A 15,818-nucleotide genomic window follows, 5' to 3' on the forward strand; every position below is an offset into this window, starting at 1 on the left:
GTCCGGGTCGCACCCGGTCGTCGCCCCGCTCACCAAGTATTTCGCAGGCGTACACCAGCGGGAGCCTCCGGACCCCCTCTTCCGCCGCCCCGCCGGAACCGGCGCGGGCGCGCGGGCGCCGGTGGTCGACCCGTGTGACCTCGGCTCGTGGTCCCTCGTGTCGCGCCGGTCGTACCGGTCGGCTCTGGCATACCTGGGATCTCCCTCACCCCACGGAGGCATGGCATGCCCCTGCTCAGACCCGCCCCCGCCCTGCTCACCACGCTCGCCGCCCTGCTGTGCGCGGTGCTCTCCCCCGCCCCCGTCCACGCCGACCCGGCCGTGCCCGCCCGCGGCTCGGCCTACATGGGCACGGGCGTGCTGGCCCACGACGGCCAGAACGGCACGCCCAGAACCGGCCTCGCCACCCAGACCGAGGGTGTCGACGTCGCCAGCTACCAGGGCGACGTCGCCTGGTCGACGCTGCTGGGCAGCGGGGTCCGATGGGCGTACAGCAAGGCGACGGAAGGCACGTACTACACGAACCCGTCCTTCGCCCAGCAGTACAACGGCTCCTACGACGTCGGCATGATCCGCGGCGCCTACCACTTCGCGACCCCGGACACCACGGGCGGCGCCGCCCAGGCCGACTACTTCGTCGACCACGGCGGCGGCTGGTCGAAGGACGGCCGGACCCTGCCCGGCGTCCTCGACATCGAGTGGAACCCGTACGGCGACGCGTGCTATGGCAAGTCCGCGAGCGGGATGGTCGGCTGGATCACCGACTTCCTGAACCGGTACAAGGCGCGCACGGGCCGCAACGCCGTCATCTACACGGCGACGAGCTGGTGGTCCGACTGCACCGGCAACTACGCCGGGTTCGCCTCCGCCAACCCGCTCTGGGTCGCCCGGTACGCCTCGGAGGTGGGCACACTGCCGGCCGGCTGGTCGTCGTACACGATGTGGCAGTACACGTCGACCGGTCCGACGGTCGGGGACCACGACAAGTTCAACGGGACCCTGGACAGCGTGGTCGCGCTCGCCAACGGCTGACCGGCGACACCGGCGAACGGCCGGGTACCGGGCGAGGGCCCGGGTCCCTCGTGGGGATCCGGGCCCTCGGGCCTCCGGCAGCGTCTGTCACGCCGCTGCCGGTACCTCCGACGTCGCCCCGCTGGTGGCGGGCGCGAGCGCCAGTTCCAGAACCTGCCGGACGTCGGTCACGGCGTGGACGTCGAGCTTGTCCAGCACCTCGGCGGGGACGTCGTCCAGGTCGGCCTCGTTGCGCTTCGGGATGATGACGGTCGTCACCCCGGCGCGGTGCGCGGCGAGCAGCTTCTGCTTCACCCCGCCGATGGGCAGCACCCGGCCGGTCAGCGAGACCTCGCCGGTCATCGCCACGTCCGTGCGGACCAGCCGCCCGGAGAGCAGCGACGCCAGCGCCGTGGTCATCGTGACGCCCGCGCTCGGACCGTCCTTGGGGACGGCGCCCGCCGGGAAGTGGATGTGCACCCCCCGGTCCTTCAGGTCGCCCACCGGGAGCTCCAGTTCGGCGCCGTGCGAGCGCAGGAAGGACAGGGCGATCTGCGCGCTCTCCTTCATCACGTCACCCAGCTGGCCGGTGAGGGTCAGGCCCGCCGCGCCCGTCTCCGGGTCGGCCAGCGAGGCCTCCACGAAGAGGACGTCGCCGCCCGCTCCGGTGACCGCGAGACCGGTGGCCACGCCGGGGACCGCGGTCCGCCGCTCGGCCGGGTCCTGGGCGGACTCGGGCACGTGGTGCGGCCGGCCGATCAGGGCGCGCAGGTCCGCGTCCGTGATCGTGAACGGCAGCTCCCGGTCGCCCAGTTCGTGCTGGGCCGCGACCTTGCGCAGCAGCCGGGCGATCGACCGCTCCAGGGTGCGCACGCCCGCCTCCCGCGTGTACTCGCCGGCGAGCTTGCGCAGCGCGCTCTCGGCCAGGGTCACCTCGTCCGCGGCGAGCCCCGCCCGCTCCAGCTGGCGCGGCAGCAGGTGGTCACGGGCGATGACGACCTTCTCGTCCTCGGTGTAGCCGTCCAGGCGGACCAGCTCCATACGGTCGAGCAGGGCCTCCGGGATGGCCTCCAGGACGTTGGCGGTGGCCAGGAAGACCACGTCGGACAGGTCGAGTTCGACCTCCAGGTAGTGGTCGCGGAAGGTGTGGTTCTGTGCCGGGTCGAGGACCTCCAGCAGCGCCGCCGCCGGGTCGCCCCGGAAGTCGGAGCCGACCTTGTCGATCTCGTCGAGCAGGACGACCGGGTTCATCGAACCGGCCTCCTTGATCGCCCGCACGATCCGGCCGGGCAGGGCGCCGACGTACGTCCGCCGGTGACCGCGGATCTCGGCCTCGTCCCGCACACCGCCGAGGGCGACGCGGACGAACTTGCGGCCCATGGCGTGCGCGACCGATTCACCGAGCGAGGTCTTGCCCACGCCGGGCGGGCCCACGAGCGCCAGCACGGCACCGCCACGGCGCCCGCCGATGACCCCGAGCCCCCGGTCGCTGCGGCGCTTGCGCACCGCCAGGTACTCGGTGATCCGCTCCTTCACGTCCTCCAGACCGGCGTGCTCGGCGTCCAGGACCGCCTTGGCGCCCTGGATGTCGTACTGGTCCTCGGTCCTTTCGTTCCACGGCAGTTCGAGGACGGTGTCCAGCCAGGTGCGGATCCACGACCCCTCGGGGGACTGGTCGCTGGACCGCTCCAGCTTGTCGACCTCCTTGAGGGCGGCCTCGCGGACCTTCTCCGGCAGGTCGGCGGCCTCCACGCGGGCGCGGTAGTCGTCGGACTCCTCGCCCTCCTTGGCGGAGTCGCCGTTCAGCTCGCGCAGTTCCTTGCGGACGGCCTCCAGCTGACGGCGGAGCAGGAACTCGCGCTGCTGCTTGTCGACGCCCTCCTGGACGTCCTTGGCGATGGTCTCGGCCACGTCCTGCTCGGCCAGGTGGTCGCGCAGCTGCTGGGTGGCGAGCTTGAGCCGGGCGACGGCGTCGACCGTCTCCAGGAGTTCGATCTTCTGCTCGGTGGTCAGGAAGGGCGAGTAACCGGAGTTGTCGGCGAGCGCGGAGACGTCGTCGATGGCCTGCACCCGGTCCACGACCTGCCAGGCGCCGCGCTTGCGCAGCCAGGCGGTGGCGAGGGCCTTGTACTCCTTGACCAGTTCGGTGACATGACCGGGCACCGGGTCCGGGACGTTCTCGTCGACGCGGGTGCCCTCCACCCACAGGGCGGCACCCGGGCCGGTGGTGCCGGCGCCGATGCGGACCCGGTGGCGGCCGCGGATCAGCGCGCCCGGGTCACCGTCGGCGAGCCGGCCGACCTGCTCCACGGTGCCGAGCACACCCGTGCCCGGGTAGGAGCCGTCGATCCGCGGCACCAGCAGCACCCTGGGCTTGCCGGGTTCGGTACGGGCGGCGGCCTGCGCCGCTTCCACGGCGGCACGGACGTCGGGGTCCTTGAGGTCCAGCGGGACCACCATCCCGGGCAGCACGACTTCGCCGTCGAGCGGCAGCACAGGGAGGGTGAGTGATGCGGACGTCGAAGCCATGATCTCCCCTTCGGCAGTGAACTTGAGCTATGGAGACTCAATGCTCGGGCACCCGGAAATGTTCCCGTGCATATGTTCGCTCTGGGCGATCACGTGCTGACCCGGCCGGAGCCGGTCGCACGGCCGGAAAAACGGTTGATCGGCACGGGTGCATTCCCCGTACGGTCGGCCGGTGACGGACACCGACAGCACGGCGGCCCTGCTCACCGCCTACGACAGCCAGATGCGCGCCGTCCGGCCCACCCCGGCGCCGGGCATCACGTACGCACACGACGGCCCGGTGCTCCGGGTGGTGGGCCGGCCCCGGGGCTTCGTGACCGGCCCCCGCGACTGGGGCGCACTGCCCGGCCCCGAGCTGGACGCGCTGATCGTCCGGCAGCGGGACTTCTTCGCGGCGCGCGGGGAGTCGGTGGAGTGGAAGGTGTACGGCTACGACACCCCGGCCGATCTCACGGACCGGCTGCGGGCGGCGGGCTTCGTGCCCGAGCCCACGGAGACGGTGGTGATCGCGCCGGTCGGGGAACCGGCCGAGGCGTCCTCCGCGCCGCCCGCCGGGGTGACGCTCCGCCCGGTCACCGACGACGCGGACCTGGACCGGGTCGCCGCCCTGGAGACGCAGGTGTGGGACCAGGACCTGGCCTGGGTCGCCGACCATCTGAGGGGCCTGCTGGCGGCGGACCCGGACGGCACCGAGATCTACGTCGCCGAGGTGGCCGGGGAGATCGTCTCGGCGGCCTGGGTCACCTTCCGGCCGGACACGGACTTCGCCATGCTGCAGGGCGGCTCGACGCTGGCCCCCTGGCGCGGCAAGGGCGTCTACCGCGCCCTGGTGTCCCTGCGGGCGGCCCGGGCGACGGCCAGAGGGACGGCCTACGTCCTGGTGGAGGCGTCACCGGACAGCGCCCCGATCCTGGCACGCCTGGGCTTCAGAGCCGTGACGACAACGACCCCCTACATCTGGACTCCGGCCCGCTGAAGCGCCCCGTCGGGGGCGGGGGAACGGCGCGGGCATCCACGACGCCGCCGCACGACCGCGACACGCACCGGGGAAAGCCCCGAAACCGCCGACGGACCGGCAGCGCGCGGCGCCCGGCGTCGTGCGCGACGGGGGACGGAGCCGGCCAGGAACCTCGCGGCGGTCCGCCGCGCCTCAGACCGGGACGGTGACGGTGGCGGGGCCGGTGCTCGTTCCCTCCCGCTGCCAGCGCCGTACCGTCGGCCACAGTGCCGTGCCGATGGCCAGCGCCAGCAGGTGGCCCCAGTTGGTCATCGGGTCATCGAAGTCGATGAGGTCGGACAGCAGGCTGAAGGCGACCAGGGCGAGCAGCGGCCAGCGCAGCCAGGGGCCGAGCAGCCCGCAGAGCGCGCCGAGGCTCGCGGCGACGCCGAAGCTGATGCCATAGTCGAGGCGGTGCAGGGAGGTGTCGGGGAGGTGGCCGACCAGCACCGCGAGGCCGACCGGCACCTCGGTGCCGAGGGTGGCCAGCACGTGGCCGGTGAGGAAGACGAGGATCGCGCGGGCGCCCCCGATCCGCCGTTCCAGCGCGGTGAGCGCGAGCACGAAGGCGAGGGCGTACGGCGACAGCAGCCCGCCCGCGATCCACAGCGCGCTCGCCAGCAGGACGAAGACCGGGGTGCGCAGCAGATGCGCCACGTCGGTGCTGGAGTCCTGGTAGATCGCGTGCATCGGACCGGAGCCGACGTGACTCGCGAACAGCGAGGTGAGGGCGAGGATCGCCGTGTAGCCGAAGGTGACGGGCGTGCCGGTGGGGGTGGGCAGCAGGCGCAGCGGGACGGCGGCGGGCCGCGGCACCGGTGGCAGCACCTCGGCGGCCGGTCCGCGCTGCCGTGGCACACCGTCCAGCAGGACGGCGACCTCGGTGCCCGGCAGCGGTTCGGGCAAGACAGCCACGAGGGGCTGGGGCGAGGCAGCCGGAAGGGGCTCGTGCGGGGGCGTCGACGCGGCCCACGCGGTCCGTTCCACGGTGAGGGGCTCCTTCCGTTTCACCCCACCCTTCGCCGTCCCGCGAGCCGCTGTCTATGACCGAGGCCACGCGGCGAACGATTCTCAGGATTTTCTGAAGAACCATGAGGGGCCAGGAGGAACCCTACGAGCCGCATCCGGCCCCCGGCGGGCGCGAAGCGCCGTGCCGCCCCTCGAACGAGTGATCCCCGTGCGACCGACCGGCACCCGTAATTCGCATGGCCGCAAAGCCCTGTTGGGGCAGGATGTCGGCCATGAGCACCGCAGCCTCCGCGTACGACGACCGTCCCGTGGTCCTGGACCGGCGCGACGGTCCCTACGGCGAGGTGGTGCTGCGCCGGCACGGCGAGCTGCTGCAGATCATCGCCAACGGCTGCTTCCTGATGGACACCTCCGACGGCCGCTCGGAGCGGCTGCTGGTGGACGCCGCCCGGGCGGCCCTGGACGGGCGGGCGGCGCCGGCGGTGCTGATCGGCGGCCTGGGCGTCGGGTTCTCGCTGGCGCACGCCGCGCGGGACCCGTACTGGGGGCGGATCACCGTGGTGGAGCGGGAGCCCGCGGTCGTCGGCTGGCACCGCGCCGGCCCGCTGTCCGCACTCTCCGCGGACGCCTTCGCCGATCCGCGCACGGTGATCGTCGAGGACGATCTGGTGGCGTACGTCAATGAGACATGCGACACGTTCGACGCGCTGTGCCTGGACATCGACAACGGACCCGGCTGGACCGTCGACATGGCCAACGAGGGCCTTTACTCACCGGTCGGACTGGCAAGCTGCGCAAGGGTGTTGAGACCGGGCGGGGTACTCGCCGTCTGGTCGGCGCAGCCCTCGGCGGAATTCGAAGAAACCTTGCGGAATGCCGGGTTCACGCAGGTGCGTACCGAAGAGATCCTGGTTGCCCGGGGCGTTCCGGACGTCGTCCACCTTGCCGTCCGCCCTGGATAGCGAGTGCGCCACCTGTCCCCGTAATGTGCATCCCTGACGCGGATCATTCAAGCGTCAATCGCAGTCATGGGATCACCCCACTGGTTCCGGAAAGCACACAGGGGCGGGCGATGGAGCAGACACACACCTCCCACAACGGCACGGCGACGGCGACTCAGGGCGCCCAGCGCCGTGTTCTGGTCGTCGAGGACGACCAGACGATCGTCGACGCCATCGCGGCCCGCCTGCGCGCCGAGGGATTCCTCGTGCAAACCGCGGGCGACGGCCCGGCCGCCGTCGACACGGCCGAGGCCTGGCAGCCAGACCTGCTGATCCTCGACATCATGCTGCCCGGCTTCGACGGTCTGGAGGTCTGCCGCCGGGTGCAGGCCGCCCGGCCGGTGCCGGTGCTGATGCTCACCGCGCGGGACGACGAGACCGACATGCTGGTCGGCCTCGGGGTCGGCGCCGACGACTACATGACCAAGCCGTTCTCCATGCGGGAGCTGGCGGCGCGCGTGCACGTGCTGCTGCGGCGGGTGGAGCGGGCGGCCATCGCCGCCTCCACGCCCCGCTCCGGCATCCTGCGCCTCGGCGAACTGGAGATCGACCACGCGCAGCGCCGGGTGCGGGTGCGCAGCGAGGACGTGCACCTCACGCCGACCGAGTTCGACCTGCTGGTGTGCCTGGCCAACACCCCGCGCGCGGTGCTCTCCCGTGAGCAGCTGCTCGCCGAGGTGTGGGACTGGGCGGACGCCTCGGGCACCCGTACGGTCGACAGCCACATCAAGGCGCTGCGCCGGAAGATCGGCGCCGAGCGGATCCGCACCGTGCACGGTGTGGGGTACGCGCTGGAGACCCCGACGCCATGAGCGGCGGGCCGGCCGGGCCAAGAGGCCACGGGGGATCAGGAGGTCCCTCGGGCCCCGGGGAACAGCCCTGGGGCGGGGTACGCCCGTTCTCGATCAAGACCAAGCTGGGCGCGCTGGTCGTCGTCTCGGTGCTGATCACCACGGGCCTGTCGATGATCGCGGTGTCCACCAAGACGGAGCTCCGCTTCATCACGGTCTTCTCGATGATCGCCACGCTGCTGATAACCCAGTTCGTGGCGCACTCGCTCACCGCGCCGCTGGACGACATGAACACGGTGGCCCGGTCGATCTCGCAGGGCGACTACACGCGCCGGGTACGCGAGAACCGGCGGGACGAGCTGGGCGACCTGGCCGAGACGATCAACGTCATGGCCGACGAGCTGGAGGCCCAGGACCGCCAGCGCAAGGAACTGGTCGCGAACGTCTCGCACGAGCTGCGCACGCCCATCGCGGGCCTGCGGGCCGTCCTGGAGAACGTCGTGGACGGGATCGCCGAGCCGGACACCGAGACCATGCGCACGGCCCTGAAGCAGACCGAGCGCCTGGGCCGCCTCGTGGAGACCCTGCTGGACCTCTCCCGCCTCGACAACGGCGTCGTACCGCTGCGGCAGCGCCGCTTCGAGGTGTGGCCGTACCTGTCGGGGGTGCTCAAGGAGGCCAACATGGTCGCCGGGGCGCGCGGGCTGGCCTCGAACTCCGGCAGTCACACCCGTACCGACGTGCACCTGCACCTGGACGTGTCGCCGCCGGAGCTGACCGCGCACGCCGACCCGGAGCGCATCCACCAGGTCGTGGCGAACCTCATCGACAACGCGGTCAAGCACAGCCCGCCGCACGGCCGGGTGACCGTGCGGGCGCGGCGCGGGCCGCAGCCGGAGTCGCTGGAGCTGGAGGTCCTCGACGAGGGCCCCGGCATTCCGCGCTCGGAGTGGCACCGCGTCTTCGAGCGCTTCAACCGGGGCGCCGTCCGGCGGCCGCACGGACCGGGCAGCGACGGCGGTACGGGGCTGGGGCTCGCGATCGCCCGCTGGGCGGTGGATCTGCACGGCGGCGGGATCCGCGTGGCCGAATCCGAGCGTGGCTGCAGGATCATCGTCACACTTCCGGGGCTTTGATCCGTGCCAAGTTGACGTAAAGTGCGCACCGGAGTCTCAAGATCCACCTGTGGTCCGTGCGACCGTCGGGAACGAGGCGGCCCCGGCCTGGCCGAGCCATGCCCGGTTGAGCCCGGTCGTAGCGGAACCATGCTTGTTTCCCGCCATTTCAAGCCCTGAAACAAGTTTTCCGGTGTGACTTACGCGACGATGACCTTGCTCAGCCTGACCTTCCCGGCCAGGGAGGCGTAGCCTTTATTCCCGCTGTCCATAACCTTGTGAAGCGGAAGAGGGCGGTTGCCGCCGTGTCGCCACAGTCCCCCAGTAACTCGAGCATCTCGACCGACGCAGACCAAGCGGGCAAGAACCCCGCGGCCGCGTTCGGACCGAACGAGTGGCTCGTCGACGAGATCTATCAGCAGTACCTCCAGGACCCGAATTCGGTAGACCGAGCCTGGTGGGACTTCTTCGCCGACTACAAGCCAGGAGCGCCCGCCGCCCCGGCTCCGGCGGGTACCGCGGCCGCGGGGGCCGCGGGCACCACGACACCGGCGCCGGCCCAGCCGGCGGCTGCGGCCGCCCCGGCGCCCACGCAGCCCGCTCCCGCCGCCCAGGCGCCCGCGGCCGCGGCTCCTGCCGCGCCGGCCGCTCCCGCGGCACCCAAGGCCGCCGCACCCGCCGCGGCCGCGGCTCCGGCGCCCGCGAAGCCCGCCGCCCCCGCCGCCAAGCCGGCCGCCGCGAAGGCCGCGCCCGCCGCCGACGCGCCCGAGGGTCCCGAACTGGTCACCCTGCGTGGCCCCGCCGCGGCCGTCGCGAAGAACATGAACGCCTCGCTGGAGCTGCCGACGGCCACCTCGGTCCGCGCGGTCCCGGTGAAGCTGCTCTTCGACAACCGGATCGTCATCAACAACCACCTGAAGCGCGCCCGGGGCGGGAAGATCTCCTTCACGCACCTGATCGGCTTCGCGATGGTGCAGGCCATCAAGGCCATGCCGTCGATGAACTGGTCGTTCGGCGAGAAGGACGGCAAGCCGACCCTGGTCAAGCCGGCCCACGTCAACCTGGGCCTCGCCATCGACCTGGTGAAGCCCAACGGCGACCGCCAGCTCGTCGTCGCGGCCATCAAGAAGGCCGAGACGCTGAACTTCTTCGAGTTCTGGCAGGCCTACGAGGACATCGTCCGCCGCGCCCGCGACAACAAGCTCACGATGGACGACTTCACCGGCGTCACGGTCTCCCTGACCAACCCCGGCGGCCTCGGCACCGTCCACTCGGTCCCGCGCCTGATGCCCGGCCAGTCGGTCATCATGGGCGTCGGCTCCATGGACTACCCCGCGGAGTTCCAGGGCACCTCCCAGGACACCCTGAACAAGCTCGGCGTCTCGAAGGTCATGACGCTCACGTCGACCTACGACCACCGGGTCATCCAGGGCGCCGCCTCCGGCGAGTTCCTGCGCCAGGTCGCGAACCTCCTCCTCGGCGAGAACGGCTTCTACGACGACATCTTCGAGGCCCTGCGCATCCCCTACGAGCCGGTCCGCTGGCTGCGGGACATCGACGCCTCGCACGACGACGACGTCACCAAGGCCGCCCGCGTCTTCGAGCTGATCCACTCCTACCGGGTCCGCGGCCACGTCATGGCCGACACCGACCCGCTGGAGTACAAGCAGCGCAAGCACCCCGACCTGGACATCACCGAGCACGGCCTCACCCTGTGGGACCTGGAGCGCGACTTCGCGGTCGGCGGCTTCGCCGGCAAGTCGATGATGAAGCTGCGCGACATCCTCGGTGTGCTGCGCGACTCGTACTGCCGCACCACGGGCATCGAGTTCATGCACATCCAGGACCCGAAGCAGCGCAAGTGGATCCAGGACCGCGTGGAGCGCCCGCACTCCAAGATGGAGCGCGAGGAGCAGCTGCGGATCCTGCGCCGCCTGAACGCCGCGGAGGCGTTCGAGACCTTCCTGCAGACGAAGTACGTCGGCCAGAAGCGCTTCTCCCTGGAGGGCGGCGAGTCGGTCATCCCGCTGCTCGACGCGGTCCTGGACTCGGCCGCCGAGTCCCGCCTCGACGAGGTCGTCATCGGCATGGCGCACCGCGGCCGCCTGAACGTCCTCGCCAACATCGTCGGCAAGTCGTACGCGCAGATCTTCCGCGAGTTCGAGGGCAACCTCGACCCGAAGTCGATGCACGGCTCCGGCGACGTGAAGTACCACCTGGGCGCCCAGGGCACCTTCACCGGCCTGGACGGCGAGCAGATCACGGTCTCGCTGGCCGCGAACCCCTCCCACCTGGAGACGGTCGACCCGGTCATCGAGGGCATCGCCCGCGCCAAGCAGGACATCATCAACAAGGGCGGCACGGACTTCACGGTCCTGCCGGTCGCGCTGCACGGCGACGCGGCCTTCGCGGGGCAGGGCGTGGTGGCCGAGACCCTGAACATGTCGCAGCTGCGCGGCTACCGCACCGGCGGCACGGTCCACATCGTCATCAACAACCAGGTCGGCTTCACCGCGGCCCCGGAGTCCTCGCGCTCCTCCATGTACGCCACCGACGTGGCGCGCATGATCGAGGCCCCGATCTTCCACGTGAACGGCGACGACCCCGAGGCCGTGGTCCGCGTCGCGCGGCTCGCCTTCGAGTTCCGCCAGGCGTTCAACAAGGACGTGGTGATCGACCTCATCTGCTACCGCCGCCGCGGTCACAACGAGTCGGACAACCCGGCCTTCACCCAGCCGCTGATGTACGACCTGATCGACAAGAAGCGCTCGGTGCGCAAGCTGTACACCGAGTCCCTGATCGGTCGCGGCGACATCACCCTGGAAGAGGCCGAGCAGGCCCTCCAGGACTACCAGGGCCAGCTGGAGAAGGTCTTCACGGAGGTCCGCGAGGCCACCTCGCAGCCGCCCGCCGGTGCCGTCCAGGAGCCGCAGGACGGCTTCCCGGTCGCCGTGCCGACCGCGATCTCCGCTGAGGTCGTGAAGCGGATCGCCGAGTCCCAGGTCAACATCCCGGACCACTTCACCGTCCACCCGCGTCTGCTGCCCCAGCTGCAGCGCCGGGCGGCGATGATCGAGGACGGCACGATCGACTGGGGCATGGGCGAGACCCTGGCCATCGGCTCGCTGCTGATGGAGGGCACCCCGGTGCGCCTGTCCGGCCAGGACTCGCAGCGCGGCACCTTCGGCCAGCGCCACGCGGTCCTGATCGACCGCGAGACGGGTCTCGACTACACCCCGCTGCTCTACCTCTCCGAGGACCAGGCGCGCTACAACGTCTACAACTCGCTGCTCTCCGAGTACGCGGTGATGGGCTTCGAGTACGGCTACTCGCTGGCCCGTCCGGACGCGCTGGTGATGTGGGAGGCGCAGTTCGGCGACTTCACCAACGGCGCGCAGTCGGTCATCGACGAGTACATCTCGGCCGCCGAGCAGAAGTGGGGCCAGACGTCCGGCGTCACCCTGCTGCTCCCGCACGGCTACGAGGGCCAGGGCCCGGACCACTCCTCGGCCCGTATCGAGCGCTTCCTGCAGCTCTGCGCCCAGAACAACATGACGGTCGCGATGCCGACCCTCCCGTCGAACTACTTCCACCTCCTGCGGTGGCAGGTGCACAACCCGCACCACAAGCCGCTGGTCGTCTTCACCCCGAAGTCGATGCTGCGCCTCAAGGCGGCGGCCTCGAAGGCGGAGGAGTTCACGAGCGGGCAGTTCCGCCCGGTCATCGGCGACGCCTCGGTGGACGCGAACGCGGTCCGCAAGGTCGTCTTCTGCACCGGCAAGGTCTACTACGACCTGGAGGCCGAGCGGGAGAAGCGCGGTGTCACGGACACGGCGATCATCCGGCTGGAGCGCCTGTACCCGCTGCCGGGTGCCGAGCTCCAGGCCGAGGTCAACAAGTACCCGAACGCCGCGAAGTACCTGTGGGTCCAGGAGGAGCCGGCGAACCAGGGTGCCTGGCCGTTCATCGCCCTCAACCTGATCGACCACCTGGACCTGGCGGTCGGCGCGGACGTCCCGGCCGGCGAGCGCCTGCGCCGCATCTCCCGCCCGCACAGCTCCTCCCCGGCCGTCGGTTCCGCGAAGCGGCACCAGGCGGAGCAGGAGCAGCTGGTCCGCGAGGTGTTCGAGGCGTGAGCCTCCGGCAGGCGTAGGCCTCCGGCAACGCACCACGAAGGGCCCGGTCCCCGTCACGGGGGCCGGGCCCTTCGGCGTCCGGGCGTCAGCTCGCCTGGGGTTCGAAGTCCCAGTACGGGCGGTTGCGGGCGCGGGCGGAGATGGTGTGGACGTGCTGCCTGCCCAGGGTGGCCTCCAGGTCGGACAGCGCCTCCTGCTCGACCTTCTCGGCCTGCTGCCGGGAGCGCAGACCGCGCAGGTCGGCCGCGTAGGCGACGCGGGCGGAGAGCGTGAGGGGGTGAGTACGGCCGAGGGTCTCGGTGGCCCGGGCCACGGTGGTCCTGCTCAGCTCCGCGGCGGACTCCGTCTCCCCGATGAGGTTGCGCAGCGCGGAGGCGTTGATGGCACAGCCGAGCGTGTACGGGTGGTACTCGCCGACGGCACCGGTCATGCCGGCCAGCGCCTGCTCGATCAGGACGTGGGCGGCCTCGCGTTCGCCGACGTTGCGCAGGACCAGCGCCTGGTTCGCCCGGGCACCGACGGTGAACGGGTGCCCCTCCGCGAGGAGTTGCTCGTAGCGGGCCAGGATGGACTCACTGGTCTCGCGGGCCAGGTCGATGTCGCCGTGCTCACGGTTGAAACAGCTGTGGCTGACGGCGGCGGACAGGGTGCGCAGGTGGTTCTCGCCGAGTTTCCGCTCGTACCCGTCCAGCACCTGGGTGAGGAGCGCCCCGGCCGAGGTGCGGTCCCCGGTCCGCAACTGGCAGAGCGCCAGGTTGAGCTGGGCCCGCAGTGCGTCCGGACTGCCCAGGCCGCCGACGTGGCTGTACTCGCGGACGGTCCGCAGGTTGTTGGACTCGGCCTCCGCGTAGCGGCCCAGCAGCCTGAGGTCGATGGAGTAGGACACCTCGGAGAACAGGGTCATGAGGTGGCGGCCCGTCAGCACCAGGCGGCGGGTCTCCAGGGTCTGCCGGTCGGCCTCCATGGCCTCCTCGTAGCGGCCCATGAGCCGCAGCGTGTACCCCTTGTTGTTCAAGGCGTTGAGGGTCCGGGAGTCCTGCTCGCCGAGGAGTTCCCGGTAGGCCGGGTACAGCCAGTCGTCCAGTTCGAGGGCCTCCTCGTAGCGGGCCAGTTCACGGAGGTCGGCCCCCAGCCCGTTGGCCGCCCGGAGGTACTCCAGGGACCGCTCGCCACCCCGGCGCAGGTGCTCCATGGCTTCCCGGTCGATCGCCTCGGTGTCCTCGAACCGGCCTGCCGACCGCAGCAGGTTGGCGTAGTGGTGCGTGGCCTCCCACACCCGCGTGTCCGACTCGCCCAGCAGCTCGCGCCAGGCGTTCACGGTCCGCCTGCCGAGTTTCCAGCCCGAGGTGTACTCCCCCGCCCACCACATGTACCGCAGGCAGTTGAGAACCAGGTTCTGCACCTTGCGGTCCGTGCTGTTGAGGACGTCGGCGTACTTCAGGTGGGGTACGAGTTCCGCGTACGCCTCCCAGTTGCGGGTGTCGGTCGGGCGGCCGGGGTCGGCCTCGGCCAGCGCGCGGCGCACCACGTCGATGAACTCCCGCCGACTCGCCTCCGGCATGTCCTTGCCGACGATCTGGTGGACCATCCGGTGGAGGTACACCGCTTCACCGGGAGAGGGGATCTCCTCCGAGCCGGCCTCGTGGGACTCCAGCCGGACCACCGAGTACTGCCGCAGCTGGTTGATCGCCTTGTTCCACAGCAGCGGGTCGTCGAACAGCCTGGTCAGCTGCTCCGGCAGGTCTTCGGTGGACATCTCCCGCAACAGGCGCACCGGGATGAAGCCCGGCGCGAAGAAGGTGCACAGGCGCAGCAGGTCGACCGACTCGGGAACGGTCTCGCGGAGCTTGTTCAGCAGTATCGCCCACGCGGTCTGGAAGGCCAGCGGGAAGTCCGCCGACACCTTGACGACGTCCGGGTCGACGCCGTCCTCCAGCAGGGCGATGTAGTCCTCGACGGAGAGGTCCGAGTCGTTGAGCCAGCCCGCCGTCTGGTCCAGCAGCAGGGGCAGGTCCTCCAGAGCCTCGGCGAGCTGGTCGGCCTCCTGCTCCGTCAGCCTCGGCGCGCGGCGCCTGACGAAGGCGACCGACTCGTCACGGTCGTAGACGTTCACCTCCAGCAGCTTGCTGTTGTGCTCGCCCCACTCCGGGTTGCGGGAAGTGATGATCACGTGGCCGGGGCCGGTGGGGACCAGGTCCCAGATCTGTTCGGGCTCGTCGGCGCCGTCCAGGATCAGCAGCCAGCGGGAGTACGGGCTGCCCCGGCGCAGCGCGTCGCGGACCGCGCGCAGGCGTTCGCCGTACTCGTCGCCCGTGGCGAGGCCGAGTTTGGTGGAGAGTTCCGCGAGGACGCGGCGGTAGGTGACCCTGCTCTCCGCGTTGACCCACCACACCACGTCGTACTCGGAGCCGAAGCGGTAGACGTACTCGGCGGCCAGCTGGGTCTTGCCCACCCCCGGCATGCCGTGCAGCGTGATCACGCCCGCGCCCGGTTCGCTGCCCTGGAGGAGGTGGTACGCCTCGTTCAGCACCGGTTCCCGGCCCGTGAAACGCGTGTTGCGGCGCGGTACCCCGCCCCAGACCTCCGGCATCGCGGCCGGGAAGCGCGGGCCGCGGGCGCCCTCCGCCGACGGGCGGGCCTCGCTGGGCAGGTCGAGCCGGTCCAGCAGGCGGCGTTCCGCCTCGTCGGCGCCCATGTTGGTGAGGTCGACCGGCGCCAGTACGGCGATGGCGGCGGGCACCTGGGTACTGGTGACGGACACCGCGGCGAACTTGGCGGGGTCCGGCGCGACCACCTCGCGCAGCGCCGCGTTCCACTCCTCGAAGGTCCGGGGGCCGAGCTGGAAGTACCGCTCACTGACCAGGATCAGGACGCGGCCCTCGGCGAGCGAGAGCCCGCGCAGCAGGTCCACCAGGGTCTCCTCGGCCGGGGAGTCCCAGCGCACGTAGACGACCCGGACCCCGCGCCGCTCCAGCCTGTCCCCGATCCACGCCGCCCAGGCCCGGTTGAACCCGGCGAAGCTGATCGTGACGGTCTGCCTCGCGGCCCCCCTTCCGGTCGGCCTGACCGGCGTACGAGTTTCAGACATGCGACGGCCTCCACGCGTAGACATAAAATCCTAGAACCTCGGTGCGGCTCTGGGGAGTCGGGCGACCTCGGAACCGAATACCTCAGCCTGTCGATCTTTGCGCAGCGGAGCCTGAGAAGTCGTCATTTCAGCGCGATTCCCTACCGAGCTGACATGGCGCCAACAACCTTTGCAGGGGCGG

9 protein-coding genes are annotated in these 15,818 nt (G+C 71.1%); 6 read left to right on the forward strand and 3 right to left on the reverse strand.

What is annotated here, in order from left to right; all coding sequences use genetic code 11:
• Nucleotides 1-225 precede the first annotated feature (225 nt).
• On the forward strand, nucleotides 226-1,032 hold the full coding sequence (locus ACZ3KP_RS08135) for a lysozyme (protein WP_467497418.1): 807 nt from the start codon (nucleotides 226-228) through the stop codon (nucleotides 1,030-1,032).
• Nucleotides 1,033-1,119: 87 nt separating this feature from the next.
• Here ACZ3KP_RS08135 and lon read toward each other — a convergent pair whose 3' ends face one another.
• Nucleotides 1,120-3,540, reverse strand: coding sequence for an endopeptidase La (gene lon / locus ACZ3KP_RS08140; RefSeq protein ID WP_467497419.1), 2,421 nt, complete (start codon nucleotides 3,538-3,540; stop codon nucleotides 1,120-1,122).
• A gap of 172 nt (nucleotides 3,541-3,712) precedes the next feature.
• Between lon and ACZ3KP_RS08145 the strand changes: the two genes are divergently transcribed.
• The gene (locus ACZ3KP_RS08145; protein WP_467497421.1) at nucleotides 3,713-4,516 is read left to right on the forward strand and encodes a GNAT family N-acetyltransferase; all 804 of its coding nucleotides are present in this window, start codon (nucleotides 3,713-3,715) and stop codon (nucleotides 4,514-4,516) included.
• A 174-nt stretch (nucleotides 4,517-4,690) separates the two neighbouring features.
• Here ACZ3KP_RS08145 and ACZ3KP_RS08150 read toward each other — a convergent pair whose 3' ends face one another.
• Nucleotides 4,691-5,524 carry a rhomboid-like protein gene (locus ACZ3KP_RS08150; protein WP_467497424.1) on the reverse strand — a complete coding sequence of 278 codons (834 nt, stop codon included), beginning with the start codon at nucleotides 5,522-5,524 and terminating at the stop codon, nucleotides 4,691-4,693.
• A gap of 254 nt (nucleotides 5,525-5,778) precedes the next feature.
• On the opposite strand from ACZ3KP_RS08150, the gene ACZ3KP_RS08155 reads away from it, so the two are divergent.
• The 4 genes from ACZ3KP_RS08155 to ACZ3KP_RS08170 all read left to right on the forward strand — a co-directional run bounded on the left by ACZ3KP_RS08155 (nucleotide 5,779) and on the right by ACZ3KP_RS08170 (nucleotide 12,549).
• Nucleotides 5,779-6,468, forward strand: a complete 690-nt coding sequence (locus tag ACZ3KP_RS08155; protein WP_467497426.1) for a spermidine synthase family protein — start codon at nucleotides 5,779-5,781, stop codon at nucleotides 6,466-6,468.
• Nucleotides 6,469-6,578: 110 nt separating this feature from the next.
• Nucleotides 6,579-7,319 (forward strand): response regulator transcription factor, encoded by a 741-nt coding sequence (locus ACZ3KP_RS08160; RefSeq protein WP_132888824.1) that lies wholly within the window; start codon nucleotides 6,579-6,581, stop codon nucleotides 7,317-7,319.
• Nucleotides 7,316-8,434, forward strand: a complete 1,119-nt coding sequence (locus tag ACZ3KP_RS08165) for a HAMP domain-containing sensor histidine kinase (protein ID WP_360560914.1) — start codon at nucleotides 7,316-7,318, stop codon at nucleotides 8,432-8,434. The genes ACZ3KP_RS08160 and ACZ3KP_RS08165 overlap by 4 nt, the downstream gene beginning before the upstream one ends.
• A gap of 284 nt (nucleotides 8,435-8,718) precedes the next feature.
• Nucleotides 8,719-12,549 (forward strand): multifunctional oxoglutarate decarboxylase/oxoglutarate dehydrogenase thiamine pyrophosphate-binding subunit/dihydrolipoyllysine-residue succinyltransferase subunit, encoded by a 3,831-nt coding sequence (locus ACZ3KP_RS08170; protein WP_467497430.1) that lies wholly within the window; start codon nucleotides 8,719-8,721, stop codon nucleotides 12,547-12,549.
• Nucleotides 12,550-12,634: 85 nt separating this feature from the next.
• Here ACZ3KP_RS08170 and fxsT read toward each other — a convergent pair whose 3' ends face one another.
• On the reverse strand, nucleotides 12,635-15,637 hold the full coding sequence (fxsT, locus tag ACZ3KP_RS08175; protein ID WP_467497432.1) for an FxSxx-COOH system tetratricopeptide repeat protein: 3,003 nt from the start codon (nucleotides 15,635-15,637) through the stop codon (nucleotides 12,635-12,637).
• Between the last annotated feature and the right edge of the window lie 181 nt (nucleotides 15,638-15,818).

Source organism: Streptomyces sp. NPDC020958, assembly GCF_055562175.1.